This is a genomic window from Arthrobacter sp. zg-Y877 (genome assembly GCF_030373105.1).
Taxonomy (GTDB): domain Bacteria; phylum Actinomycetota; class Actinomycetes; order Actinomycetales; family Micrococcaceae; genus Arthrobacter_B.
In genome coordinates, this window is the sequence record NZ_JAUCPU010000001.1 from 129762 (window position 1) to 154124 (window position 24363).

The 24363-nt window shown below is 66.9% G+C and carries 19 protein-coding genes; 14 read left to right on the top strand and 5 right to left on the bottom strand.

Annotated elements, in window-relative coordinates; translation table 11 throughout:
* Positions 1–112 precede the first annotated feature (112 nt).
* Positions 113–1642, bottom strand: a complete 1530-nt coding sequence (locus tag QNO03_RS00570; protein ID WP_229947635.1) for a leucyl aminopeptidase — start codon at positions 1640–1642, stop codon at positions 113–115.
* A gap of 234 nt (positions 1643–1876) precedes the next feature.
* Between QNO03_RS00570 and QNO03_RS00575 the strand changes: the two genes are divergently transcribed.
* The 6 genes from QNO03_RS00575 (at position 1877) to QNO03_RS00600 (ending at position 8861) form a co-directional block, all read left to right on the top strand.
* Positions 1877–2935, top strand: coding sequence for a proteasome assembly chaperone family protein (locus QNO03_RS00575; RefSeq protein ID WP_229947640.1), 1059 nt, complete (start codon positions 1877–1879; stop codon positions 2933–2935).
* 39 nt (positions 2936–2974) lie between these two features.
* Positions 2975–4312, top strand: coding sequence for an MFS transporter (locus QNO03_RS00580; protein ID WP_289601313.1), 1338 nt, complete (start codon positions 2975–2977; stop codon positions 4310–4312).
* Positions 4313–4370: 58 nt separating this feature from the next.
* A complete protein-coding gene (locus tag QNO03_RS00585; RefSeq protein ID WP_229947644.1) occupies positions 4371–5129 on the top strand; it encodes an ABC transporter ATP-binding protein in 759 nt (252 codons plus the stop codon).
* A gap of 10 nt (positions 5130–5139) precedes the next feature.
* Positions 5140–5895: an ABC transporter permease gene (locus QNO03_RS00590; RefSeq protein ID WP_289601314.1), complete on the top strand. Its 756-nt coding sequence runs from the start codon at positions 5140–5142 to the stop codon at positions 5893–5895.
* A gap of 155 nt (positions 5896–6050) precedes the next feature.
* Positions 6051–7325, top strand: coding sequence for a DUF4192 domain-containing protein (locus tag QNO03_RS00595; RefSeq protein WP_289601315.1), 1275 nt, complete (start codon positions 6051–6053; stop codon positions 7323–7325).
* Between the two features lie 249 nt (positions 7326–7574).
* A complete protein-coding gene (locus QNO03_RS00600; protein ID WP_289601316.1) occupies positions 7575–8861 on the top strand; it encodes an RNA polymerase sigma factor in 1287 nt (428 codons plus the stop codon).
* 282 nt (positions 8862–9143) lie between these two features.
* Here the strand turns inward: QNO03_RS00600 and QNO03_RS00605 are convergent, their stop codons facing one another.
* Entirely contained in the window at positions 9144–9365 is a 222-nt protein-coding gene (locus QNO03_RS00605; RefSeq protein WP_229947654.1) for a DUF7455 domain-containing protein, read from the bottom strand.
* A gap of 237 nt (positions 9366–9602) precedes the next feature.
* Here QNO03_RS00605 and QNO03_RS00610 point away from each other — a divergent pair, with 237 nt between their 5' ends.
* The gene (locus QNO03_RS00610) at positions 9603–11714 is read left to right on the top strand and encodes a DNA gyrase/topoisomerase IV subunit B (protein WP_289601318.1); all 2112 of its coding nucleotides are present in this window, start codon (positions 9603–9605) and stop codon (positions 11712–11714) included.
* A gap of 78 nt (positions 11715–11792) precedes the next feature.
* Here QNO03_RS00610 and QNO03_RS00615 read toward each other — a convergent pair whose 3' ends face one another.
* Complete coding sequence (locus QNO03_RS00615; protein ID WP_289601320.1) at positions 11793–12752, bottom strand: M56 family metallopeptidase; 960 nt, start codon at positions 12750–12752, stop codon at positions 11793–11795.
* Positions 12753–12766: 14 nt separating this feature from the next.
* Positions 12767–13132: a BlaI/MecI/CopY family transcriptional regulator gene (locus QNO03_RS00620; protein ID WP_229947661.1), complete on the bottom strand. Its 366-nt coding sequence runs from the start codon at positions 13130–13132 to the stop codon at positions 12767–12769.
* Between the two features lie 184 nt (positions 13133–13316).
* Between QNO03_RS00620 and QNO03_RS00625 the strand changes: the two genes are divergently transcribed.
* The 4 genes from QNO03_RS00625 to QNO03_RS00640 all read left to right on the top strand — a co-directional run bounded on the left by QNO03_RS00625 (position 13317) and on the right by QNO03_RS00640 (position 20470).
* On the top strand, positions 13317–14918 hold the full coding sequence (locus QNO03_RS00625) for a cytochrome ubiquinol oxidase subunit I (RefSeq protein WP_229947663.1): 1602 nt from the start codon (positions 13317–13319) through the stop codon (positions 14916–14918).
* A 99-nt stretch (positions 14919–15017) separates the two neighbouring features.
* The gene (cydB, locus tag QNO03_RS00630; protein WP_289601321.1) at positions 15018–16034 is read left to right on the top strand and encodes a cytochrome d ubiquinol oxidase subunit II; all 1017 of its coding nucleotides are present in this window, start codon (positions 15018–15020) and stop codon (positions 16032–16034) included.
* The gene (cydD, locus tag QNO03_RS00635; RefSeq protein ID WP_289601322.1) at positions 16031–19468 is read left to right on the top strand and encodes a thiol reductant ABC exporter subunit CydD; all 3438 of its coding nucleotides are present in this window, start codon (positions 16031–16033) and stop codon (positions 19466–19468) included. The genes cydB and cydD overlap by 4 nt, the downstream gene beginning before the upstream one ends.
* A 9-nt stretch (positions 19469–19477) precedes the next feature.
* Positions 19478–20470 carry a GNAT family N-acetyltransferase gene (locus QNO03_RS00640; RefSeq protein WP_289601323.1) on the top strand — a complete coding sequence of 331 codons (993 nt, stop codon included), beginning with the start codon at positions 19478–19480 and terminating at the stop codon, positions 20468–20470.
* 26 nt (positions 20471–20496) lie between these two features.
* Here QNO03_RS00640 and QNO03_RS00645 read toward each other — a convergent pair whose 3' ends face one another.
* Complete coding sequence (locus QNO03_RS00645) at positions 20497–21192, bottom strand: metal-dependent transcriptional regulator (protein ID WP_289601325.1); 696 nt, start codon at positions 21190–21192, stop codon at positions 20497–20499.
* Between the two features lie 118 nt (positions 21193–21310).
* Between QNO03_RS00645 and QNO03_RS00650 the strand changes: the two genes are divergently transcribed.
* From QNO03_RS00650 to QNO03_RS00660, 3 genes are all read left to right on the top strand, one after another.
* Positions 21311–21655: a metal-sensitive transcriptional regulator gene (locus tag QNO03_RS00650; RefSeq protein WP_289601326.1), complete on the top strand. Its 345-nt coding sequence runs from the start codon at positions 21311–21313 to the stop codon at positions 21653–21655.
* Positions 21656–21727: 72 nt separating this feature from the next.
* The gene (locus tag QNO03_RS00655) at positions 21728–21952 is read left to right on the top strand and encodes a heavy-metal-associated domain-containing protein (RefSeq protein ID WP_289601327.1); all 225 of its coding nucleotides are present in this window, start codon (positions 21728–21730) and stop codon (positions 21950–21952) included.
* A gap of 60 nt (positions 21953–22012) precedes the next feature.
* Positions 22013–24319 (top strand): heavy metal translocating P-type ATPase, encoded by a 2307-nt coding sequence (locus QNO03_RS00660; protein WP_289601328.1) that lies wholly within the window; start codon positions 22013–22015, stop codon positions 24317–24319.
* Positions 24320–24363: the final 44 nt, after the last annotated feature.

A 24363-nucleotide genomic window follows, 5' to 3' on the forward strand; every position in this document is an offset into this window, starting at 1 on the left:
CCTATCGCCCCCTACCACCAGCATCCACTTGGACACAGGCAGTAGGGGGCGAAGTGTAATGAGAAACACCTGCCACAACCGTCAGTTCCGTTTCACGGAACCGGATTCGATGCTATGAGGCGCGGGCCACGACGTCTTCCGCGTAGGCCACCAGAGTGCGGACAGCGACGCCGGTGCCTTCCTTCGGTGTGTAGCCGTAGGGGGAGCCTTCGTTGAAGGCCGGTCCCGCAATGTCCAGGTGTGCCCACGGGATCTTGGTTCCGTTGACTTCCCCGACAAATTCGCGCAGGAAGGTGGCGGCGGTCATCATGCCGCCGAAACGCTCCCCGTGGTTGGCGATGTCGGCCACCTGCGAGTCCAGGCTCGCGCGCAGCTCCTCCGGGATCGGCATGGGCCAGAACAGCTCGCCGGCGCGGTCCGCTGCTGCCTTGACGGCGTCGCGGACCCCTTCTTCACCCATGACCGCGGAAACGCGGTTGCCCAGGGCGATCATCTGGGCGCCGGTCAGGGTGGCCACGTCGATGATTGCGTCGGGGGCTTCCTCGCTGGCGGCGACCAGGCCGTCAGCCATCACCAGCCGTCCCTCGGCGTCGGTGTTCAGGACCTCAACGGTACGTCCGCCGTAGGTGGTCATTACGTCGGAGGGGCGCTGGGCGGTGCCGGAGGGCATATTCTCCGCAATGCAGAGCCATGAGGTCACCTTGATGGGGAGCCCCAGTTCAGCGATGGCCAGCAGCGCGTTCAGCACGACGGCGGCGCCGCCCATGTCCGACTTCATGGCCTGCATGCCGGCGGCAGGCTTCAGGGACAGTCCACCGGAGTCAAAGGTGATGCCCTTGCCGACGAGGGCCAGCTTGACCTTGGACCGCAGCGGCGCGTATTCGAGCTTCACGAGGCGCGGGGGACGGGCCGAGCCCTTGCCCACGCCGAGGATTCCGCCGAAGCCTTCACGTTCAAGCTTCTTTTCATCCATGACCGTGACCTTCACCGGCAGCGACTTGGCCAGGTCCTTGGCAGCGGCTGCGAAGGTTTCCGGGTAGAGGTGGCTCGGCGGCTGGTTTACGAGGGTGCGGGTGGCGTTCACGGCACGCCCGAGGATGCGGGCGCGCTCCAGGGCGGGCCGGAGTGCCTTCTCATCCGCGGCTGCAGTAATAACCGTGATTTCGGCGACCGGCGCGGGAACCTTGTCCACCGTGGCGGCACTGCGGTGTTCGGTGAAGCTGTAGGCACCCAGGAGGGCACCCTCGGCGACGGCGGCGGCGTCGGCCACCGTACCGGCCGGGAGGGCGAGGGCCACGGAAGTGGTGCCGGCAATTTGGCGGACGGCCGAACCCGCAGCGCGGCGGAGGGATTCCTCGGTCAGGGCCACGCCGGCTGAAACCGGACCCAGGCCGGTGAGGACCAGCATCTCGGCGTCGACCTCGGGAAGTCCGGGCAGGCGGTGGACTTCATCGGCTGCGCCGGTGACGCCGAGCAGCGGCAGTGAAGCGGCCAGCGCAGCAGACGCCTTGGGGGAAAGCGGGCTCTCAATCAGGACGGGACCCTCGGGTGTCTGGCCGACGCCGATCACGAGGGCACTGGCGGAGACCTTCCGTCCGTCCCGGGATACGGCCGACAGGCTGGGTTCACTGGCTTTGTTCACGAAGCTGCTTCCTCACGTTTCTGTGTTGCTTTGCGCTTATTCCACCGATCGTAGTCTCTGAACGCCCCCGCGCCGCATCGTTGCGGCCGTCCGCGCCGGCCGTGGAATGAAACCGGCCTGTCCGTGCGTTTACCCTTGAGTAAGGGCACAGCAGCGGTTAAAAGCAGCCGGACCACCGGTGGATACCGTCCTGTGCCAAGAGCGCACGCGATGAGTTCCCGGGAGGGGTAAGACATGCTCGATCCGTTGACCCTGTTTAATCTGAATCCGGAGGTCGCGGAATCCGGGGACCTCACCGGCCTGACGATGCTGGCCGGGTTCACCGGCTTTGGCGAGGCCGGCCATGTGGTCAGCCAAATCCGGGATGAACTTTTCGACGCCCTGGACCATGATCTGGTGGCCACCTTCGACGCCGACCAGCTCATTGACTACCGCAGCCGCCGGCCGCAGATTTCCTTCGTGGAGGACCACCTCAGCGACTATGAGCCGCCGCGGCTTGAACTGCACCGGATGTATGACGGGCTGGGGGAGCCGTTCCTGTTCCTGACCGGCTTCGAGCCCGACCTGCAGTGGGAACGCTTCACGGCCGCCGTGCTGCACCTGGTGAAGGCCTTCGAAGTGACCCTCGTCAGCTGGGTCCACTCCATTCCAATGCCCGTTCCGCACACGCGTCCCATTGGTGTGACCGCGCACGGCAACCGGCCCGACCTGATCGAGGGGATCAGCTCCTGGACCCCGATCGCACAGGTGCAGGCCGCCGTCGGGCACGTCCTGGAACTGCGCCTCGTCGAGGCCGGGGTCGACGTCGTCGGGCACGTGGTGCATGTCCCGCATTACCTTGCCGAGGCGGAGTTCCCGCCTGCCGCCGTCGCCGGCCTCGAGTACCTCGGTGCCGCGGCCTCGCTGGTGCTGCCCACCGACCGGCTCCGCGAGGTCGGCCGCGACGTGGAGCGCCAGATAGCCGAACAGGTGGAGGCATCGGCGGAGGTCAAGGGCGTGGTGGCCACGCTGGAGAAGCGCTACGACCAATACACCGAAAGCACCGTGCTGCGCTCCCTGCTGGTCAAGGATAATGACGAGCTGGCGGACGCCGAAGAAATCGGAGCTGCGGTGGAGGCCTATCTGGCCAGCCCGCAGGCCGAAGAGGAATCGGAGGCGCTCTGGCCGGAAAACCAGCACGGCCCCGCAGCCACCCCGGCGAGCGGTACAACAGATCAGGAGATTGCACCAGATGCCACCGAGGGCACGGTTGAAGGCCACGGCAGCGACGACGGGCGGCCCGGCCCGGGCTGAGGCCGCACCTAACGGCCCCCGCCCGGGGCAGGCGCACCAGTGAACGGAACCCGGGCCTGGATCGTCTGGGGCGTCGGCGTTTTCGCCTACATGGTGGCGGTAACCCAGCGCACGACGTTCGGCGTGGCCGGCATCGAAGCCACCGAGCGCTTTTCCGCGACGGCGTCCATCCTGTCCATCTTTACGGTGGTGCAGCTCCTGGTCTACGCCGGGCTCCAGATACCCGTGGGTGTGCTGGTGGACCGGTTCGGTCCCCGGCTGCTGATCGCCGGAGGGGCGGCGCTGATGCTTGCCGGCCAGCTCCAGCTGGCAGGCGCCGAATCCGTAGGTGCCGGCATCCTTGGGCGCTCCCTGGTCGGCGCGGGTGACGCGCTGACCTTCATTTCCGTGCTGCGTCTGCTGCCCGCCTGGTTCTCCGGCCGGCGGATCCCTGTCCTGACCCAGTACACCGGCATCGTTGGGCAGCTGGGGCAGATTGCCAGTGCCATTCCCTTTGCCTTTGTGCTGCACCGCTTCGGCTGGAGCACGGCGTTCCTGTCTGCTGCGTCCCTGTCCCTCCTCGCGCTGGTCCTGGTCCTGGCCTGTGTACGGAACCGGCCCGCCGGCGGTGAAGCCCCCGTGCCGTTGCCCCTGCGGCAGACCGGCACCTCCCTGGCGCAGGCCTTCGCCCAGCCCGGAACCAGGCTGGGCATGTGGACGCATTACACCGTGCAGTTCCCCGGCACGGTATTCGTCATGATGTGGGGATTCCCGTATCTCGTCAGTGCCGAAGGAGTCTCCTCCGCCGTTGCGTCCGGCCTGATGACCTTCTTCGTGGTCGTGGCCATTGTCTGCGGTCCGTGGATGGGCTCGTGGGTGGGCCGGCACCCGTTGCGCCGCTCCACCATGGTGCTCCTGATTGCCGCCGCCATGGCGGCCGGATGGGCCGCCGTCCTGCTGTATCCCGGACCGGCGCCACTGTGGCTGCTGGTGCTCCTGGTGGCACTGCTGGCCATCGGCGGTCCCGGCTCCATGATCGGCTTCGACTTCGCCAGGACCTACAACCCCAGCTCCCGTCTGGGCACTGCCACGGGGATCGTCAATATCGGCGGCTTCATCGCGTCCCTGGTCAGCATGTACCTGATCGGGGTGGTGCTGGACGTGCTGAACAACAGCGGGTTCTCCGGTGGCGATCTGTACGCCCTGGACTCCTTCCGGATCGCCCTGTCCGTGCAGTTCGCCGTGATGGCAGTGGGCGTGGTGGGCATCCTGCGGACCCGCGCCAGGATCCGTTCGCGGCTGGCGGACGAAGGATCCCCGCTGCCGCCGCTCCGCGCCGCGCTGGCACGCGAACGGCAGCGCCGCCGCGAGGAACGCCGGAGGCCGGAAAACCCGTAGCCGCGCACACCGCCGGGCACCCTTGACCCTGTTCGGCACCGCCGCCAGAATGATCCGCATGACCAGGGCACAGGCGCCCACCGGCACGGTGGTAAGCGCGAGTGGACTCTCCAAGACATTCCGGGACGTTGTTGCCCTGGCGGACGTCACGTTCTCGATCCAGGCGGGTGAAACCTTCGGAATCCTCGGTCCCAACGGCGCCGGCAAAACGACGACGGTCGAATGCGTAGCCGGCGCGCTGCGGCCCGACGGCGGCCGGATCGAGGTATTGGGAGTGGATCCCGCGAAGGACCGGGCAACGGTGCGCGGCCGCGTCGGCTACCAGCTCCAGTCCACGGCGCTTCCTCCCGCCCTCCGTGTAGGGGAAGCGCTGCGCTTGTTCGCCGCGTTCTACCCCACCCCCGCGGACGTCCCGGAACTGCTGCGGACGGTCGGGCTGGAGAAGCACCGTAAGCGTCCTTTTGGCAGTCTTTCGGGCGGGCAGAAGCAACGGCTCTCGATTGCCCTCGCACTCATTGGCAACCCTGACGTGGTGGTCTTCGACGAGCTGACCACCGGACTCGACCCCCAGGGCCGGCGCGATGTCCGGCAGCTGGTTCAGCAGGTGAAGGACAGCGGCATCACGGTGGTGCTCGTGACCCACTACCTTGACGACGTCGAGCGCCTGTGCGACCGCCTGGCAATCATCGACGCCGGCCGGACACGGTTCGTGGGCACTCCGGCGGAACTGCTTGCCGTTACCGGTGCCGGTGCCGACGGGGCCGGCGCCCTCGAGGATGCCTATCTGGCGTTCATCGAGCAGCCGGCAGCAGAGTGAAGGGAAGAGCATGCGGGCGCTGGGAGCACTGACGCGGACTGAGGCCACACTGTATCTGCGCAACCCGGTAAGCATTTTCATGGCACTGGTGCTGCCCTCGGCAATCCTGCTGCTGCAGGGCTTCATCATTCCCGGCACCCGGGTCCCGATGGGAGGCAGTGATCCCGTTTATGCCAACCTCCGCCTGATTGACCTTCTCGTGCCGTTGTCCATTGCCGTCGCCCTGGCCAGCGTGGCCGTCACCAACTATCCATCCGCGATCAGCGGCTACCGGGAGACCGGCGTCCTGCGCCGTCTGGGCGTGACGCCTGTCGGGGCAAACCGGATCCTCTTCGCCCAGTGGATTGTGAGCGCCGCGTCGCTCGCCGCGGCGGTGGCTGCCGCCGTCCTGGTTTCGCGGTTGGTGTTTGGCAGCCTGATGCCGGAAAGCCCCGGCGTTGTGGTGCTCGTCCTGGTCTGCGGCGCGGCCGCCATGATGGCCGTGGGCTCTGTGATCGCCGCCCTGGCGGGGACGGCCCAGAATGCCTACGGCATCGGGTTCGTGGTCTTCATGCTGTGTATGTTCACTGCCGGACTGTGGACACCGGGACCGCTGATGCCCGACGGTATCCGGCAGATCGCGGCCTTCAGCCCCCTCGGCTCCATGACCCAGGCACTGACCGCGGCCTGGTACGGAGGAAGCCTCACCGTGGCGCCCTTCCTGGTCATGCTTGGCTGGACCGTTATCTGCGCTGCACTGGCTGCCAGGGTCTTCCGCTGGCGGTGAGCGTTCCGCTGCCGGCTGGCGCAGCGCTTTGGCATGGCGCCTGACCGGTCCCACCCGTCCTCCACTGCCGCCGAATGTGCGGCTCCATCAGCGCCGGACGCACAGCCAACGGAGCGGAGCTGTTCCGGGCGCCTGCATCCGGGAAACCTTGGGCCATGAGCACAGAACCGGCTGACGGCACCCCGCGCAACCCCTACCGCGTCAACGCCCCGGAGGACATCCTCAGCCTGATCCCGCACACGCTGGGCTTTGAGCCCCGCAGCTCGCTGGTGTTCCTGGCCTTGTGCGGCGGCCGGGTCGGCGCCACACTGCGTGTTGACCTGCCGCCTGGGGCCGCAGCGAAGAGCGGGGCGAACGGTGCGTATGCAGCCACTGCCGCCAGGTTCCTGGCGTCCGATACGGAGGCCGACGGCGTGCTGATGGCCATGTATACGGACGCTCCGTGGCGGGATCCGGCGCACCCGCCGTACAGGCCGCTGGTGCGCCGGCTGGAAAAGGAACTTGCCGCGGCGGGTGTTCCGCTGCAGGACGGCTGGCTGGTGGGTCCGGAGACCTGGCGGGATTATTTCTGCACCCGGACGGACTGCTGCCCGTGGCCCGGCACGCCGCGGTCACGGATAGCCGACAGCAGGTTGAATACCGAACTGGTCTACCGCGGCAGCGCTTTCGCGGCGTCGATTGAACGGGCGGTGGGAGAGTCCTTCCCAGGGCAATGGACCAATCACCAGGAGGTGGCCGCAGCACAGGCCCGCTTCGCGGAGCAGCTGGCCGGGCAGTGGTGTGAACGCCAACAGTTCCAAGCCACGTTGGAGGCATGGTCGGACTGTTTCGGCGGCACACCCACTGCCAGCGGCGCACACGGAGACCGGCTGCACAGTGATCCCGAAGGCACAGGATTCCTGCTGGCCAGCCTCGGGGACCGCGGAATCCGGGATGCGCTGCTGGTCCTGGCCGCTGTAGGGAAAGGCCCGGCACTGGAGGGTGCGGAAGCAAACGGCATGCTCCGGCGGCAGGACCATCCTCCTGTGCGGCCCGGTGGTGCACCCCGGGATGCGTTCCCCGCGGAGTCCGGGACCGTCCCCTTGCCGCCACGCCCCCGAAGGCATGCAGCCGCGGATTTCCGCAGCCTGCTGGTGGGACGGGGACCTGCCGCCCCGGACTGGGCCCGGCTGGACCGTGCCCATGCAGTGTTCACCGATCTGGTGCCCGCAGCCGAGGGCGATGCGAGGGCGGGATTGCTCTCACTCCTTGCCTGGATCGAATGGGCCCGGGGGAGAGGCTCCCGGGCCCACGTCTACCTGGAGCGCGCACTCGAGGCGTGCCCCGGATACCGCCTCGCGCTGCTGCTGCGTGAACTGCTCGGCACCGGCGTCCTTCCCGACTGGGCCCGCACACGTGAGGGATCCTGGCCCGGGAACCGGGACGGGTGAAGGAGGGGAAGCCGTGCTGTAGTGGAAGGGAAAACGTGCGACAATGGGAACCGAGACCCGGTCGGGTTCGTGTATCAAGTGTCCTTTGAACTGCCAGTCCCAGTGGCCAGCGGAACAAATCACCGGCACGGTGTGTTCTACCAGGAACAGACCTAACCGAAACACTTGGATAGAAGCACGGACTTGACAGGGTCATAGTGGTGTTGCCCCCATTGGCGGCGCCACAACCCGCCGTATGAAAGGTTTTCTGTGTCGCCGAGAAAGACAACTGCAGTCGAAGAGACTGACACTGCAAATAAGCGCACTGCCGCAACTGAGGCCCCGTCCGCGGCTGCCGCGAAGGAGGCCGCTTCCGGCGAAAAGACCGCCGCTAAGACGGCCCGCAAGCCGGCGGCCCGGAAGGCTCCGGCGAAGGCCGGCACCACCGCAGCCGGACGAAAGACCGCTGCCAAGACCGCCAAGGCTGCGAAGCCCGAGGTCGATGAAGAGGTCGAGGCCAACGAGGCCGAGCCCGACGCAGATGCCGCCGAAGCCGGAGATGCCGCAGCAGCACCCACCGGATCCGGTTTCGTGTACTCGGACGCCGACGATGACGACGCACCTGCCCAGCAGGTCGTATCCGCCGGCGCCACGGCGGACCCGGTCAAGGACTACCTGAAGCAGATCGGCAAGGTCGCCCTGCTGAATGCAGAGCAGGAAGTGGACCTCGCACTGCGGATCGAAGCCGGCCTGTACGCCGAAGAGAAGCTCGCAGGCGATCCGGACATGGATCCCAAGCTCAAGCGCGAGCTGCAGTGGGTTTCCCACGACGGCAAGCGTGCCAAGAACCACCTGCTCGAAGCGAACCTTCGCCTCGTCGTGTCCCTGGCCAAGCGCTACACCGGCCGCGGCATGCTCTTCCTGGACCTGATCCAGGAAGGCAACCTGGGCCTCATCCGCGCCGTGGAGAAGTTCGACTACACCAAGGGCTTCAAGTTCTCCACGTACGCCACCTGGTGGATCCGCCAGGCCATCACCCGCGCCATGGCGGACCAGGCGCGCACCATCCGTATCCCGGTGCACATGGTGGAAGTCATCAACAAGCTGGCACGCGTCCAGCGCCAGATGCTCCAGGACCTGGGCCGCGAGCCTGCTCCCGAAGAGCTGGCACTGGAACTGGACATGACACCCGAAAAGGTTGTCGAGGTCCAGAAGTACGGCCGCGAGCCGATCTCCCTGCACACCCCGCTGGGTGAAGACGGCGACTCCGAGTTCGGTGACCTCATTGAGGACTCCGAAGCCGTTGTCCCCGCTGATGCCGTGAGCTTCACGCTGCTCCAGGAGCAGCTGCACTCGGTGCTGGACACCCTCTCCGAGCGCGAAGCCGGCGTCGTGGCGATGCGTTTCGGCCTCACCGACGGCCAGCCGAAGACCCTGGATGAAATCGGAAAGGTCTACGGGGTCACCCGTGAACGTATCCGCCAGATCGAATCCAAGACCATGTCCAAGCTGCGCCACCCGTCCCGGTCCCAGGTCCTGCGGGATTACCTGGACTAGGACCGCCCGGCTGGTTGAATCCGCCAATTGCACCCCGTTCCGCTTCGGCGGACGGGGTGCTGTTGTATGTCCGGCCTGTTGTATGTCCGGGGTGCTTAATGTCCGGGTGGTTAATGTCCGGGGTGCCGTCGTCTACCCGTGAGCGGCTGTATCCAGACCCACGCTCCTGGCCCCGGGTGGCAAAAAGAAATCCCCTTCCGACCCGGAAGGGGATTACTTCAAGCTTGGTACGCGGCGTCGCAAGCGGACGTTACTCCGTGGCGCCTACAGGTCACGGCCTGTTTACTCTGCAGGGACGGGTGCCTTCTCGTTCAGGCGTGACGTCTCGTCCTGCCATTCCGAGGTGAGCGGACGGAGGTTTGCCTCGACCGCCCGTGCGTGGTGCCCGCAGAAAAGCAGTTCCCCACCGGAGGATTCCAGTACTGCACGTACATATGCCTGTGCGCCGCAACGGTCGCAGCGGTCCAGGCTGTTCAGCTCACGGGTTGCTACTGCTGCTGTCATGAGTTGCCTCCTCAAGGGTGTTGATACTTCATATAACCACCTTTGACACCCCGTCCCGTGCAGGTTGGGCCGCCTTTCGCTCTGCGCGTACCCATCGCGGCAGGCTATGTGGCCAGACTCACCCGGCTGAGTCGTTGGGCCAAAGTGTCACCGCCGGGGATTAACCTAGGAGGAGTTCCTGATTGTTCCGGATATCCCTACCGGCATAAGAGCCGGCACCAAGGAGTTTCAACACACGTGGCGCCCCCTAGTTCTGATTACACTGCCCGGCACCTTTCCGTACTGGAAGGGCTGGAGGCCGTCCGCAAGCGTCCCGGCATGTATATCGGGTCCACCGACTCACGCGGCCTGATGCATTGCCTGTGGGAGATCATCGACAACTCGGTCGACGAAGCGCTGGCCGGCTTCGGCCAGAGCATCAAGGTCATCCTGCACCCGGACGGTTCAGTGGAAATCCACGACGACGGACGCGGCATCCCGGTGGATATCGAACCGAAAACCGGGCTGTCCGGCGTCGAAGTGGTGTTCACCAAGCTGCACGCAGGCGGCAAGTTCGGCGGCGGATCCTACGCCGCCTCGGGCGGGCTGCACGGCGTGGGCGCCAGCGTGGTCAACGCACTGTCCTCCCGCCTCGACGTCCAGGTGGACCGTGCAGGCAAGACCTACCAGATGGCCTTCCGCCGCGGCGAGCCCGGGCATTTCGACGACACCGGACGGAAGCCCGGCCCCGAGGCCAAGTTCTCTCCGTTCCTGGACAGTTCGCGGCTGGAAGTTGTCGGCAAGGCCAAGCGTGGCGTCACCGGTACCCGGATCCGCTACTGGGCGGACCGGCAGATCTTCACCCCGGACGCAAAGTTCTCCTACACCGAGCTGCAGGCCCGCGCCCGCCAGACCTCCTTCCTGGTGCCCGGCCTGCGGATCACGCTGCGCGACGAACGCCGCCTGCCCGGAACCCCGGGGGAAAACGGCCCGGTGGAGGAGGTCTTCCACCACGACGGCGGCATCGGCGAGTTCGTCGAGTACCTGGCCGCCGACGCCGCGGTGACCGACATCTGGCGGCTGCACGGCTCCGGAAAGTTCAAGGAATCCGTGCCGGTGCTGGATGAGAACGGGCACAGCCGGATCACCGAAATTGAGCGCGAGGCGGAGGTGGATATCGCCCTGCGCTGGGGGATCGGCTACGAAACCACCATCCGCTCTTTCGTGAACATCATTGCCACGCCCAAGGGTGGAACGCACCAGACCGGGTTCGAACAGGGCCTGCTGAAGACGTTCCGCAAGGTCATCGAAGCCAATGCCCGCAAGCTCAAGGCAGGCAACGACAAGATCGAAAAGGACGACGTTTTCGCCGGGCTGACCGCGGTGCTGACCGTCCGCCTCGCCGAACCCCAGTTCGAGGGCCAGACCAAGGAAATCCTCGGCACCTCCGCCGTACGTGCCATCGTGAGCAAGGTCGTGGAGAAGGAGATCACCGCCCGGTTGAACTCCACCGCCCGTGCTGACAAGGCTCAGTCCTCGCAGCTGCTGGAAAAGGTGGTGGCGGAGATGAAGTCCCGTATCTCCGCCCGCGTGCACAAGGAGACCCAGCGGCGGAAGAACGCCCTGGAAACCTCCACCATGCCCGCCAAGCTGGCGGACTGCCGGATCGATGACCAGGAACGGTCGGAACTGTTCATCGTGGAGGGCGACAGCGCGCTCGGCACCGCCAAGCTCGCCCGCTCCTCGGACTACCAGGCGCTGCTGCCGATCCGCGGCAAGATTCTCAACGTGCAGAAAGCTTCCGTCGCGGACATGCTGTCCAACGCCGAGTGCGCCGCCCTGATCCAGGTGGTCGGCGCAGGCTCCGGCCGCAGCTTCCAGCTGGACGCCGCCCGCTACGGCAAGGTCATCTTCATGACCGACGCCGACGTCGACGGTGCCCACATCCGCACCCTGCTCCTCACGCTGTTCTTCCGTTACATGCGGCCGCTGGTCGATGCCGGGCGGGTCTACGCCGCGGTGCCGCCGCTGCACCGCGTGGAAGTCATCAACGCGGGCTCGAAGAACAACGAGATGGTCTACACCTACAGCGAAAAGGAGCTGCACCAGGTGCTGGACCGGCTGGAGAAGGAAGGTAAGCGCTACAAGGAGCCGATCCAGCGGTACAAGGGCCTGGGCGAAATGGACGCCGGCCAGCTGGCTGAAACCACCATGGACCCGCGCCACCGCACCCTGCGCCGGGTCCGGATCTCCGAGGCCGCCGCAGCCGAGCAGGCATTCGAGCTGCTGATGGGCAGCGACGTGGCGCCCCGCAAGGACTTCATCATCGCCGGCGCCGCCATGCTGGACCGGGACCGGATCGACGCCTAACGGTCGTGCCGGGGTCAAGCTCGGCGCATCCAGCGGGCAGCGCTAATCCAGTAGCCAGCGCCGGTCCAGCAGGCAGCGCTAATCCAAGAGACCCGGAGCCATCAGCAGTGTGGTGGGTACGGCGAGCAGCAGGACCGAGAGGCACAGTACGCCCCACTGCTGCCAGCGGGGCAGCGGCGGCTGCGGTGTCAGCAGCCGGCTGAGCCGGCCTGCAGTGCCCAGCGGTTCGGTTCCCTCCGGGCTGCCCAGGGCCAGGGGCTGTGCGGGACCTGAAGTGTCCGGTGCCGGGGACCCCGAGCCGACGATGGCCACCGCGCGGACGAGGGTCATCCGGTCCACCTTCGCCAGCGCCTCGTCGTCGGCGAGCATTTCAATGAGTTCGTTGACCGAGCGCTGGGCCAGCAGCGACGTCGGCAGCCACGGAAGGGCCGCACGCCAGGCTGCGAAGGCCCACAGCAGGAGGTGGTGGTGCTGGGCCAGGTGGGCCCGTTCATGGGTCAGCACTGCGGAAAGCTCATCCTTGGAGAGCATATTCAGCAGCCCGTCGGAGAGCACGGTCACCGAACGTGCGCCGCCGGGCAGGCAGTAGGCCACCGGCGTCGGATGCTGGATGACCAGCGTGGCAGGAGTATCCGCCGAAGGGGAACTGAGCAGGTTGAGCATGTCCCGGTGCCGGTGCCGGCCACGCAGGATGCGGTAGTACGTCAGCAGCAGGGTGAACACCAGATGGATGCTCAGGAGCGTCGCCGCGCTGAGGGCAAAGACGTGGACCAGTCCCAGGGTGCTGGCCGGAGCGCCCTCCAGAAGGATGCGCCAGAGGCCGTGCAGACCGGCCAGCAGGTTGTTGCCCAGTGGTTCAAGGCCCCAGGCAAGCATGGCCCCGATCATCGACAGGCCACCCGCGAGGGCTATCGCCTGCCACAGGACCATGGCCGTAAAGGGGGAGCGCGCGGGCCATTGCGCCCGCGAAAGAAGAACCGGAACGGGCCACGCCAGCACAATCGCCAGCGCAGCCAGTGCGTAGGAGGCCCAGAACACCCGGGGTGCCGGTGCTAGGCGCCGAGCAGCCTGCGCAGCATTTGTGCCTCGGTGTCGGAGACGGAGCCGACGAACCGGGCCAGCACGGCTTCCCGGTCATTCGCAGTTCCGAGGGCTTCATGCATGAGTTCGGCCGTGTGTTCGGCGCGACTGGTCACGGCACGGTAGCGGTGGGGGCGGATGTCACGCTCACGCTGGACCAGGGACTTCTTCTCCAGCCGTGACAGAACAGTCAGCACGGTGGTGACCGCCAGGCCCTTGCCGTCGGCGGAGTCCTCACGCTGGGCCAGTTTCTCGCGGAGCTCATTGGCCGTGGCTGCTTCGTTTGATTCCCACAGCAGATCCATCATTGCGCGTTCCAGCTCACCGAGCGTTGCCATGTGCATCCTTTTTTTCATCGAGACCCCGGCGGACCCTTGGATCGGGTCCAGACTTACTAATATAGCGCGTTCCCGAGGATTGTTCTACATCACGTAGAAATCTTACGGGAGTTGTTCTACGCTGTGTAGAAGTAAGGAATTCTACGTGGCGTAGAAGTCGTTCCTCAAGCCGAAGGACATAAGCGTGGAAGCACTGGATATCGCCCGGTGGCAGTTCGGCATCACAACCGTCTACCACTTCCTCATGGTCCCGCTGACCATTGGGCTGGGGATCGTGGTGGCAACCATGCAGACCGCCTGGGTGCGCACCGGCAAAGAGCAGTACCTCCGAATGACGAAGTTCTGGGGCAAGCTGTTTCTGATCAACTTCATCCTCGGCCTGGCCACGGGCCTGGTCCAGGAGTTCCAGTTCGGCATGGCCTGGAGTGAATACAGCCGCTTCGTCGGCGACGTCTTCGGCGCCCCGCTGGCGCTGGAGTCCCTGCTGGCCTTCTTCACCGAATCGGTGTTCCTCGGCCTCTGGATCTTCGGCTGGAAACGCCTGCCGCCGAAGATCCATCTAGCGTGCCTGTGGATCACCACCCTGGCCTCCATGCTCTCGGCCTACTTCATCCTCGCCGCGAACTCGTGGATGCAGCACCCCGTGGGCGTGGAAATGGTGGATGGCCGCCCGGTCATGAACGATATCTGGGCCGTCCTGACCAACAACACCCTGCTCGTCGCGTTCCCGCACACTATCTTCGGTGCCTTTGCCGTTGCCGGCGGATTCCTGCTCGGCATTGCCTGGTACCACCTCTGGAAGCGGCGCCGCGACGGCATTGACACCGTGGATGCCAAGGGCAACGTGGTGGTGGGCGAAAACGCCGCGATCGGCCGCGACAAGACCGACCATGCAGTGTGGCTGCGGTCCCTGCGCATCGGCGCCGTCGTCGCCATGATCTCCTTTGCCGGCGTCGCTGTCAGCGGTGACCTGCAGGGCAAGCTGATGTTTGAGCAGCAGCCCATGAAGATGGCCGCCGCGGAGGCCGCGTGCCATGACGGGACATCCTTCTCCGTGCTGTCCATCGGTGATCCCGGCGCGGCGGACTGCGAGGACGTGGACACCCTGATCGAGATTCCGGGCATGCTGTCCTTCCTCGCCAACGGAGACTTCGACACCGAAATCCGGGGCGTCAACACCCTGCTGGAGCAGTACCAGGACGCCTACGGCACCCACCTTCCGGACAACGAGATGTACGGCGTCAACTCCGGTGCCGAAATCGACTACACGCCGAACTTCGCCGTGACCTACTGGGGCTTCCGCATCATGATCGGCTTCGGCGGCATCGCCGCCGTCGCGGCAGCCTTCGCCCTCTGGGTGGTCCGCAAGGGCACGGTTCCCGAATCCAAATGGCTGATGCGCCTTGCTGTGTTCGGCATCCTGGCGCCCTTCGGTGCCAACTCCGCGGGCTGGATCTTCACTGAAATGGGCCGCCAGCCGTTCGTGGTGGCCCCGAACCCCACCGGTTCCGACGGTGTGTTTATGTTCACCGCGGCAGCCGTCTCGCCCGGCGTGAGCCTGGGGGAGCTGCTGTTCTCCGTCATCACCTTCACGCTGGTCTACCTGGCCCTGCTGATCGTGGAGGTGCGGCTGCTGTTCAAGTTCGTCCGCGGCGGCGTCCCGGCAGCGATGCCGGATCTGCTGGGCAACGACGACGGCGGCACGGGCGGCCTCGATTCGGCCGGCGGTGACCCGGACGGCAGCCCCGGAAAGAAGAAGGACGATGTCCTCGACTTCGCCTACTGAGATTCTCCGGAGGGGAACCGTGCATACGGCGACCCTCCGGATCCTGTCCGAACACCCTGCAACCTGCCGGCTGCCGGCATTTCTGGAGCTCTGAAAGTAATGTCGCTACCGCTTTTCTGGTTCATTGTGATTGCGTTCCTCTGGGTCGGTTACCTCTTCCTGGAGGGATTCGACCTGGGGGTGGGCATGCTCTTGAAGCTGATGGCCCGCAATGAGAAGGACCGCCGGGTGCTGCTCAACACCATCGGCCCGGTGTGGGACGGCAATGAAGTCTGGCTGATCACGGTCGGCGCGATGACTTTCGCGGCCTTCCCCCTGTGGTACGCCTCGTTGTTCTCCGCTCTCTATGTCCCGCTGGTCTTCGTCCTGCTCGGACTCATCTTCCGGGCCGTCTCCATCGAATACCGCGGCAAGCATGACAGCGAGAGCTGGCGCAACCGCTGGGACTGGGCACATGCCCTAGGTGCGTTCACGGCCGCCTTCGGCGTCGGCGCCGCACTTGGCCTGACCACCACCGGACTGCCGCTGAACGAGAACGGCGACCGGGTGGGCGGGGCGTTTGCCTGGCTGACTCCGTACGCAGTTCTGGGCGGAGTCGCCGTGGTGGCTTTCTGCCTGATCCATGCGTGTGTCTTCCTGATGCTCAAGACCGACGGAGAGATCCGGGACCGTGCCCGGCGCATCGTGCTGCGCTGGCTGCCCGTCGGCATCCTGCCGCTGGCGGCGTGGGCCATCATTGTGCAGTTCATGAATGCCAAGGTTGGGACGCTGCCCCTGCTGGTGATTGCGGTGGTGGGAGCCCTCCTGGCCTGGATCTACGTGCGGCGGGGCCGTGAGGGTCTGGGCTTCATCAGCCTCGGCGTCTTCCTGGTGGCCGGAGCAGCGACCATCTTCGCCTCCATGTACCCCGTGGTACTGCCCTCCACGCTCGATGCCGCCTGGAACCTGACGGTGGAAAATGCGTCCGCCTCGCCCTACGCCCTGAAGGTCATGAGCTGGGTAGCCTTGTTCGGCCTGCCGGTGGTGGTGCTGTACCAGGGCTGGACCTATTGGGTGTTCCGTAAGCGGGTCTCCGCCGAGGCAATCCCCGCCCCCCACAGCTTCAAGAACCAGTGAAACCGGTACTGCCGGTCAGCGCCACCAGCCGCCGGGCGCTGTACCTCCTCGGGCTGCTTGCCGCCGTCAAGGCCGCGGGACTGGTCCTGCTGGCCGATGCCGTGGCCGGCGGTATCGCCGGACTGGCAGCCGGCGGGCCCGACTGGAACCGGGTGTTCCTCCTCGGTGCCGCGGGCGCCGTGCTGCGCTCCGTAGCCGTCTGGGGCCAGGACACGGTGGCTCAGCGGGCGGCCGCGGGTGTCAAGGACGAGCTGCGCCGTCAGCTGTCCGTTCGGGTGCTGGCCGACGGCGGCACGGTCCCGGGGATGGGCAGCGGCGCGCTGAGCGTTTTGCTGACGCGCGGCCTGGATGGACTGGACAACTACTACTCCAAGTACCTGCCCGCCCTGGTGACCTGCGCCGTCGTGCCCCTGCTGGTGGGAGCCCGCATCCTGGCCGCAGACTGGGTCAGTGCAGTCACGATCGTGCTGACCGTTCCCCTTATCCCGGTGTTTATGATCCTGATCGGCCTGCACACCGAGGACAAGACCGAAGCCGCCGTGGACGCACTGAACCGGCTCTCGGACAACATGCTTGAACTGGCCAGGGGCCTGCCCGTGCTGGTGGGCCTGGGCCGGGCCCGGGCACAGACCCGGGCACTGCGGGACGTGGCCGACCGCTACCGGGTCACCACCCTGGCGACCCTGCGGGTGGCGTTTATGTCCTCGCTGGCCCTGGAACTGATTGCCACCATCTCGGTGGCGCTGGTGGCCGTGTTCATCGGTGTCCGGCTGGTGCACGGCGGCATGCCGCTGGAACTGGGGCTGCTGGCACTGATCCTGGCGCCCGAGTGCTACCAGCCGCTGCGCGACCTGGGCACCGCCCACCACGCCAGTGAGGACGGCCTCGAGGCATTGAACCGGACCAATGCGGTACTGAAGGCGCCCGAAGCCCGGCCGCTGGCAGTGGATACCGGAAGTGTGGAGCTGCAGGTCCGGGACCTGACCATCACGTACGAGGGACGGCCGCAGCCGGCGGTGGAGAACCTCAGTTTCACGGTGCCCGCAGGGACCATCGCCGCGCTGACCGGACCGAGCGGTGCAGGAAAAACGTCCGTCCTTGAGGTCCTGGCCGGTCTGCGCCGCGACGGCGGTGACACCCGGCTGGCCGGTTCCGTCAACGGGATCGGCCCTGCCTCGCAGGCCTGGATCCCGCAGCATCCCGTGCTGGTCGAGGACACCGTTGCGGAGGAGATCGCCCTCTACGCGGGCTTCCCGGCTGCCGGGAGCGGCACTGCCGGAGGATGGGACGCCGGCGAAAGCCCGGGCCGTGCCGCCGCCCGGGCCGCACTGGAACAGATCCATGCCGTCCACCTTTTGGATGCCGCCGCCGGGGACCTGAGCCCCGGGGAGCAGCGCCGGGTGGCTGTGGCGCGTGCGCTGGCCCGGATCGCCGCCCGTCCCGAGGTCCGGATCCTGCTCGCGGACGAACCCACGGCGCACCTCGATGCGCAAAGTGCCTCGTCGGTCCGGGCCGCACTTTCCCGGCTCCGGGGCACGGTCACCGTGCTGATGGTTGCCCATGATGCCGCCACCGCGGCGATCGCCGACGTCGTTATCCCCGTCGAGACGGCCGTCACCGGACCCCAGCGCCGGGTTCGGGGAAAACACGCTGCGATAGCGGACCCGGCCGGGATGGCCCCGGCAGCAGTTCCGGCTGCCGGCGGCGTCGAGCCGGCGCATGCCGGTGTGGACACGGGCGGCGGCGCGCCCGGCACGCGGACAGCCGCCGCGGACCAGCAAGTTCATCAGCCCCTCTGGAAGAACCTCCTGGTGCTGAAGCCCTGGAGCAAACAGTTTGTCCTTGCCCTGGTGCTGGGCACCGGCGCCACCATGTTCGCCGTCGCCCTGACGGCGCTGTCCGCCTGGCTGATTGTCCGGGCGTCCGAGCAGCCGCCGATCCTGTACCTGCTCATGGCCATTGTGGGTGTGCGGTTCTTCGGCATCGGCCGCGCCCTGCTGCGCTATCTGGAGCGGCTGTCCCTGCATGACGCCGTCTTCCGCGCCACCAATGTGCTGCGGGTGCGGCTGTGGAACGGACTGCTGCAGCGGCCCGAGGGCTGGCGCCGGGTGGCGCGCGGCTCCGGTGCCCTGGAACGCCTGGTGGGTGATGTGGACGAACTGCGGGACATTGCGCCCCGGGTGGTCTTTGCGCCCTTGACCGGCCTGTTGACTGCCGCCGGCGCCTGCGTGGTGACCTGGCTGCTGGTCCCGGAAGGCCTGGTAGTGCAGGTGGCACTGTGCGTAGTGGGAATGGTGGTTGCCCCGCTGCTGGCCCTGTTCGCCGACTCCGCGGCCCGCGCCGCCACGGTAAACCTGCAGGCCCGGTCCATGTCCTCGATGGCCCGCCTGCTCACGGCCGCACAGGATCTGGAAGCCAATGCCAGTTCCGGACCGGTCCTGGCCCGGCAGGAGGAATTCGAAGCCGCTGCTGCCAAGGCGGTCCGCCGCAGCGCCTGGGCACAGGGCCTCGCCAACGCCGTCACGGCCCTGGCCTGCTCCCTCGCCGCGCTCTACATGCTCAGTGCCTCGCAGGGATCGCACGCCACCGTGGCCGCCGTCGTCGTGCTGGTCCAGCTCGCGCTGATCGAACCTTTTGTTGCCGTCAACGGCTCCATCCAGCAGTTCGCCGCGTGGCGCACCCTGGGCGACAAGGTGCTGCCCGACCTGGGCAGCGAGGAGGTTGCCGCCGATGACACTGCGGAGGAAACCGCGGCCCGGAAGCGGTTCGGCAAGGTGGAGGACCTGCAGCTGACCGGCATCCGCTACCGCTATCCCGGCGCACCCGAGGACGTGCTGACGGGAGTGGACCTGCACGTCGCGGCAGGGGAGTGGGTTGCCGTCACCGGCCCCTCCGGCAGCGGCAAATCCACGCTGCTGGGCGTTCTGCTGGGCTTCCTGCCGCCGCGCAGCGGCTCCTACCTCATCAACGGCGTCCCCGCCGGGACACTGCCGCCCGCCGCCCGCCGGATGGCGTGGTGCCCCCAGGAGGCGCATCTCTTCGACTCCAGCCTGCGGGGCAATCTGCTCCTGGCCCGGGACCGTGCACTCGCCCCGAACGAAGCGGAAATGATCGGATCCCTCCGCGCCGTCGGGCTGGGGCCGCTGTTCGACACACTGCCTGAAGGGCTGGATACTCCCATTGGGGCGGGCGGTCATTTCCTCTCGGGCGGCCAGCGCCAACGGCTGGCCGTCGCCCGGGCACTGCTTTCGGAAGCCGACGTCGTCCTGCTCGATGAACCCACGGCCCATCTGGACGCGGAAGCGGGAGCGCAGCTGATGGCGGACCTGAAATCGGGTTTGGCCGGCAAGGCCGTCGTGGTGGTTACGCATAATCCGGCCGATGCCGCCTGGTGTGGGCGGGAGGTCTCACTGGGAGCGGTGCTGATGTCCTAGGGTGGGTGGATGCAGACGCCCTCCCCACCTGTGCTTCCCGGGCCGGAAACCGGCCTCCGCTGGCGGTCCATTGCGGACGACGACGTCGACGCCTGGCATGCGCTGATCCGGCGGATGGCGGACGCCGACAAACCGGCATGGGTGGAGGACCGCCGCGATCTGGAACAGGCGCTGGAAACCACCTCTGGAGACCCTGCGCAGGACACCCTGATCGGACTGGATAAGGCCGGGACCGCCCGCGCCTACGGCCGGATCGCCCTGAACCCCGGCTCCGAAACCGGCTCCGGCTTCGGCGGCGTGGATCCGCAGTGGCGGCGCCGCGGCATCGGCGCGCAGGTCTACCGCTGGCAGGAAACCCGGCTGCGCCAGCGGCTGCTGACCGAACACCGGAAGCATGGTGTCCTGCGCACCTACGCAGAGGAATCCAATGCCTCACAAGTGGCACTGCTGCAGTCCGAGGGGGCGGAAGTGGTCCGGTACTTCACCGAGATGACCCGGCCGCTGGCAGGCGACCTGCCGGACGCGGAGCTGCCGGAGGGAATGGAGTTCCGGACCTTCGATGCGGAGATTTCCGACGCCGTGCGGCTGGCCCATAATGAGGCGTTCCGGGACCACTGGGGCAGCGAGCCCCGCAACAAGGAGCGCTGGGGATTCACCGTGGACCATCCGCAGTTCCGGCCGAAATGGAGCTTTGCCGTCATCGACACCGCCTCCGGTGAAGTGGCCGCCTACCAGTTGGCCAGCTTTGATCCGGAGAGCAAGGACATCCACGGCTACAAGGAGGGCTACACCATGCTCCTTGGCGTCCGGCGGGACTGGCGGGGCCGGAAACTGGCTCCGGCCATGCTGCGCGAGGCAATGCGGCGCTTCCGCAAGGGCGGCATGGACAACGCCACCCTGGGCGTCGACACGGAGAACCCCTCGGGGGCCCTGGGCCTGTACGAAAGCCTGGGCTACCGGCCCACGCACCGGGAAGTGGTCTTCGACAAGACGGTGCTCTAGGGACAGAACAGGGACAGGCACGTCCCCTAGCGGGACGAAGACACCACTGCATCGGCGGCGGGCAGGATCCAGATGGCTTCCGCTGCGGGCAGGCCCAGGTCCAGGGCGCGGCCGCCGGTCTCGATGGTGATCGTGCCGGCATAGGGTTGGCGCTGCACCACCGACACCACGGTGTCCAGGTGAAGGCCCAGGCCGGCAATATAGCGCAGAAGCTCGGGGTCATTGTCCGATACGCGGGCCACCAGGCCCCGGGTGCCCGGCTCGCAGCGGCTTAGCCGGAAGGCGTCCAGCACGGGGAAACTCCCGTCGCCGGCGGGAATCGGATCGCCATGCGGGTCGCGGACCGGATGGCCGAGGCGCTCAGCCAGTGCATCAACCATTTTGTCCGAGACAGCATGTTCCAGATGCTCCGCCTCGTCATGGACCTCGTCCCAGCCGTAGCCCAGGTACTGGACCAGGAACGTTTCAATCAGGCGGTGGCGGCGCACCATGCCCACAGCGGCTTTTTGGCCTGCATCCGTCAGCGCAATGGATCCGTAGCGCGCGTGCGTCACCAGGCCCTGGCCGGTCAGCTTCTTCACGGCCTCGGAGACCGACGACGGCGAGAAGCCCATGTGCGCCGACAGCGCGGACACGGTCAGGGGCTCATCGGTCCATTCCTGTGCGGTCCAGATGACCTTGAGGTAGTCCTGGCTTGCTGTCGAGAGTTCACTGTGCGCCACGGACTCCACCTTACTGGCAGAACACCGCCGCTTCGGGAATAAATACCCCCTAGGGGTACTTGAACCGATACCCCGGCAGGGTATAACTTGGAGGCAGCCAAGGACAGGAGCAGAGGCAATGGACTCAGTGACACAGAACGTTCCGGAACCCGTGGAATCCCACGACGGGCCGCACGGTTACACATCTGATAAAGACGCCTACCTCCGCCGGCTGCGCCGGATCGAGGGACAGGTGCGGGGTATCGCCCGCATGGTCGAAGAGGACAAATACTGCATCGACATCCTCACCCAGATCGCCGCCATCAACAAGGCGCTGCACGCGGTCAGCCTGGGGCTGGTCCAGGATCACATGTCGCACTGCATGGTGGACGCGGCGCAGGAATCCGAACGGACGGGCAACCCCGAGATTGTCACGGCAAAGGTCCAGGAAGCCGCCGACGCCATCGGCCGGCTGCTGCGCTAGCGCCCGGCATCCGGCATCCGGCACCCGGCACCCGGCACCCGATTCATCCAAACCAGAGGAAGAACTAAAAACATGGAAACCACCACGCTGAACATTTCCGGAATGACCTGCGGACACTGCGTCGCCTCGGTGACCGAGGAACTCGAGGCGCTCGACGGCGTCAACAGTGTTTCGGTTGACCTGAACGCCGGGGGCATCTCCACCGCGACCGTCACCGCGAGCCGAAGCCTCACGGCGGCTGAACTCGGAGAAGCAGTAGCTGAGGCCGGCTATCTGGTGGTCGACGCCGACGCCTAGCCGGTGCGTGGAAGCGGCCCCGGTGCGGCCTACGGACAGAAAGTAATGGAGGGAACCACGATGGACACTCGCGAAGAAGCGGACCACAGGGCAGTTGACCTCGAGATCCAGGGGATGACCTGCGCTTCCTGTGTTGCGCGGGTGGAACGCAAACTTGGAAAGATCGACGGCGTGCATGCGGCGGTCAACCTCCCGCTGGAAAGTGCCCAGGTTACTGTGCCTGCATCGGTGACGGACCAGCAGATCGTAGACGCGGTGAATGCCGCCGGGTACACCGCCAAGGTGAAACACCGCACCGCCGCCCCGCAGCACGGGCATGGTGCCGGCGTGCCCCACGGGGACCACTCCCATCAGGACCAAATGCACCACGGCGACACAATGTCCCATGAGGACCACCTGTCCCACGGCGGAACCGCAGCGCAGCTTCGGCCCCGGCTGATCCTCGCTGCCGTCCTGAGCGTTCCGGTCCTGCTGATCTCCATGGTTCCCGCCCTCGGGTTCCCGAACTGGGGATGGGTGGCCGCCCTGCTCGCCCTGCCGGTGGTGACCTGGTCCGCCTGGCCCTTCCACCGGGCCGCGGCCATCAATGCCCGGCACCTGGCTTCCACCATGGACACCCTGGTCTCCCTCGGCGTCGCTGCGTCCTACCTCTTCTCGGTAGGCCAGCTGGCCGTGGACCCGGGTCTCACCGCGGATCCGGGCATGGGCACGGACCCGCACCTGTACTTCGAGGTCGCCTCCGTGGTGGTCACCTTCCTGCTGCTGGGCCGCTACCTGGAGGCCAACGCCAAAACCAAGGCAACGGATGCGCTGAAGGCCCTGCTGAATCTGGGCGCAAAGGACGCAACGGTCCTGCGGGACGGGCAGGAAATCCGCATTCCGGCGGACCGGCTGGCAGTGGGTGAGGTTTTCGTTGTCCGTCCCGGGGAAAAGATCCCGGCTGACGGCGTGGTGGTGGAGGGACGTTCCGCAGTGGACGCTTCCCTGATCACCGGGGAATCCCTGCCCGTGGAGGTGGACGTGGACAGCCCGGTCACGGGGGCCACGATCAACACCTCCGGCCGGCTGCTGGTGCGGGCCACAAGGATCGGCAGCGAGACGACCCTGGCGCAGATGGGCCGCCTGGTCAGTGACGCCCAATCTTCCAAGGCCCCGATCGCGCGGCTCGCGGACCGGATCAGTGCCGTCTTTGTTCCGGTGGTACTCGGGATCGCCGTCCTGACCTTTGTGTTGTGGATGGTCTTGACGGGCGACCTGCAGGCAGCCTTCACCGCCGCCGTCACGGTGCTGGTCATTGCCTGCCCCTGTGCCCTCGGCCTCGCCACCCCGGTGGGCCTGCTGACCGGAACGGGCCGCGGCGCGCAGTTGGGCATCCTCATCAAGGGCGCCCAGGTGCTGGAGGACACCCGCACGGTGGACACCATTGTGCTGGACAAGACCGGCACCATCACCTCGGGCCGGCTGTCCGTGGCCCGGATCCGGCTGTTGGATAGTGCTGCAGCGGACCTCACCGCGGACAGCCTGCTGCGCCTGGCCGGCTCGGTGGAAGACGCGGGGGAGCACCCGATTGCCCGGGCCGTCGCCGCGTCCGCCCGGTTCGGGCCGGGCACGGCACCGGTTACCGGGTTTGATTCGGCTCCGGGCGGGGGAGTCCGCGGCACCGTCGAGGGACACCTCATTGTTGCCGGACGTCCGGCCTGGCTGGACGAGAACGGGGTTGACCTGCCGGACACTGCCTACGCCGCACTGCGGAAAGAGCAGGAAACGGGAGCCACTGCCGTCCTGGTGGCGGTCGATCACCGGGCCGTGGCCATCATCAGCCTGCAGGACACCATTAAGGAGGGCTCCGCGGCAGCCATCGCACGGTTCCGCAGCCTGGGTCTGCACCCGGTGCTGCTGACCGGGGACAACGCGGTGGTGGCCGCCCAGGTCGCGGAACAGGTCGGGATTCCGGCGGAGGATGTGCTGGCCGATGTCCGTCCGGAAGGGAAGGTCGACGCCGTCCGGCGGCTCCAGGCTCAGGGCCGCACCGTGGCGATGGCCGGGGACGGCGTGAACGACGCCGCCGCACTGGCACAGGCGGACCTGGGCATTGCCATGGGATCGGGCACCGACGTTGCCATGGAAGCAGCTGACCTGACCGTGATGGGCAGCAGCCTGGGACAGGTGGCCACCGCCGTCGAACTCTCCCGGCGGACCCTGGCGACCATCAAGACCAACCTCTTTTGGGCGTTTTTCTACAACGCGGTGGGCATCCCGGTGGCAGCGTTCGGGCTGCTTAACCCGATGATCGCCGGCGCCGCCATGGCGGCGAGCTCGGTGCTGGTGGTGGGCAACTCCCTGCGGCTGCGCAGTTTCGGCAAATAGGAGTCCTATAGATAGACAAAAAACCGGGCCGGTCCGTGGAGCGT

What these genes read in the sequence shown, in the direction of transcription:
- QNO03_RS00605 (WP_229947654.1), bottom strand. Translation starts at nt 9,365, where the DNA reads ATGACAGCAGCAGTAGCAACCCGTGAGCTGAACAGCCTGGACCGCTGC.
- QNO03_RS00640 (WP_289601323.1), top strand. Translation starts at nt 19,478, where the DNA reads ATGCAGACGCCCTCCCCACCTGTGCTTCCCGGGCCGGAAACCGGCCTC.
- QNO03_RS00660 (WP_289601328.1), top strand. Translation starts at nt 22,013, where the DNA reads ATGGACACTCGCGAAGAAGCGGACCACAGGGCAGTTGACCTCGAGATC.
- cydB (WP_289601321.1), top strand. Translation starts at nt 15,018, where the DNA reads ATGTCGCTACCGCTTTTCTGGTTCATTGTGATTGCGTTCCTCTGGGTC.
- QNO03_RS00575 (WP_229947640.1), top strand. Translation starts at nt 1,877, where the DNA reads ATGCTCGATCCGTTGACCCTGTTTAATCTGAATCCGGAGGTCGCGGAA.
- QNO03_RS00655 (WP_289601327.1), top strand. Translation starts at nt 21,728, where the DNA reads ATGGAAACCACCACGCTGAACATTTCCGGAATGACCTGCGGACACTGC.
- QNO03_RS00620 (WP_229947661.1), bottom strand. Translation starts at nt 13,132, where the DNA reads ATGGCAACGCTCGGTGAGCTGGAACGCGCAATGATGGATCTGCTGTGG.
- QNO03_RS00595 (WP_289601315.1), top strand. Translation starts at nt 6,051, where the DNA reads ATGAGCACAGAACCGGCTGACGGCACCCCGCGCAACCCCTACCGCGTC.
- QNO03_RS00585 (WP_229947644.1), top strand. Translation starts at nt 4,371, where the DNA reads ATGACCAGGGCACAGGCGCCCACCGGCACGGTGGTAAGCGCGAGTGGA.
- QNO03_RS00590 (WP_289601314.1), top strand. Translation starts at nt 5,140, where the DNA reads ATGCGGGCGCTGGGAGCACTGACGCGGACTGAGGCCACACTGTATCTG.
- QNO03_RS00650 (WP_289601326.1), top strand. Translation starts at nt 21,311, where the DNA reads ATGGACTCAGTGACACAGAACGTTCCGGAACCCGTGGAATCCCACGAC.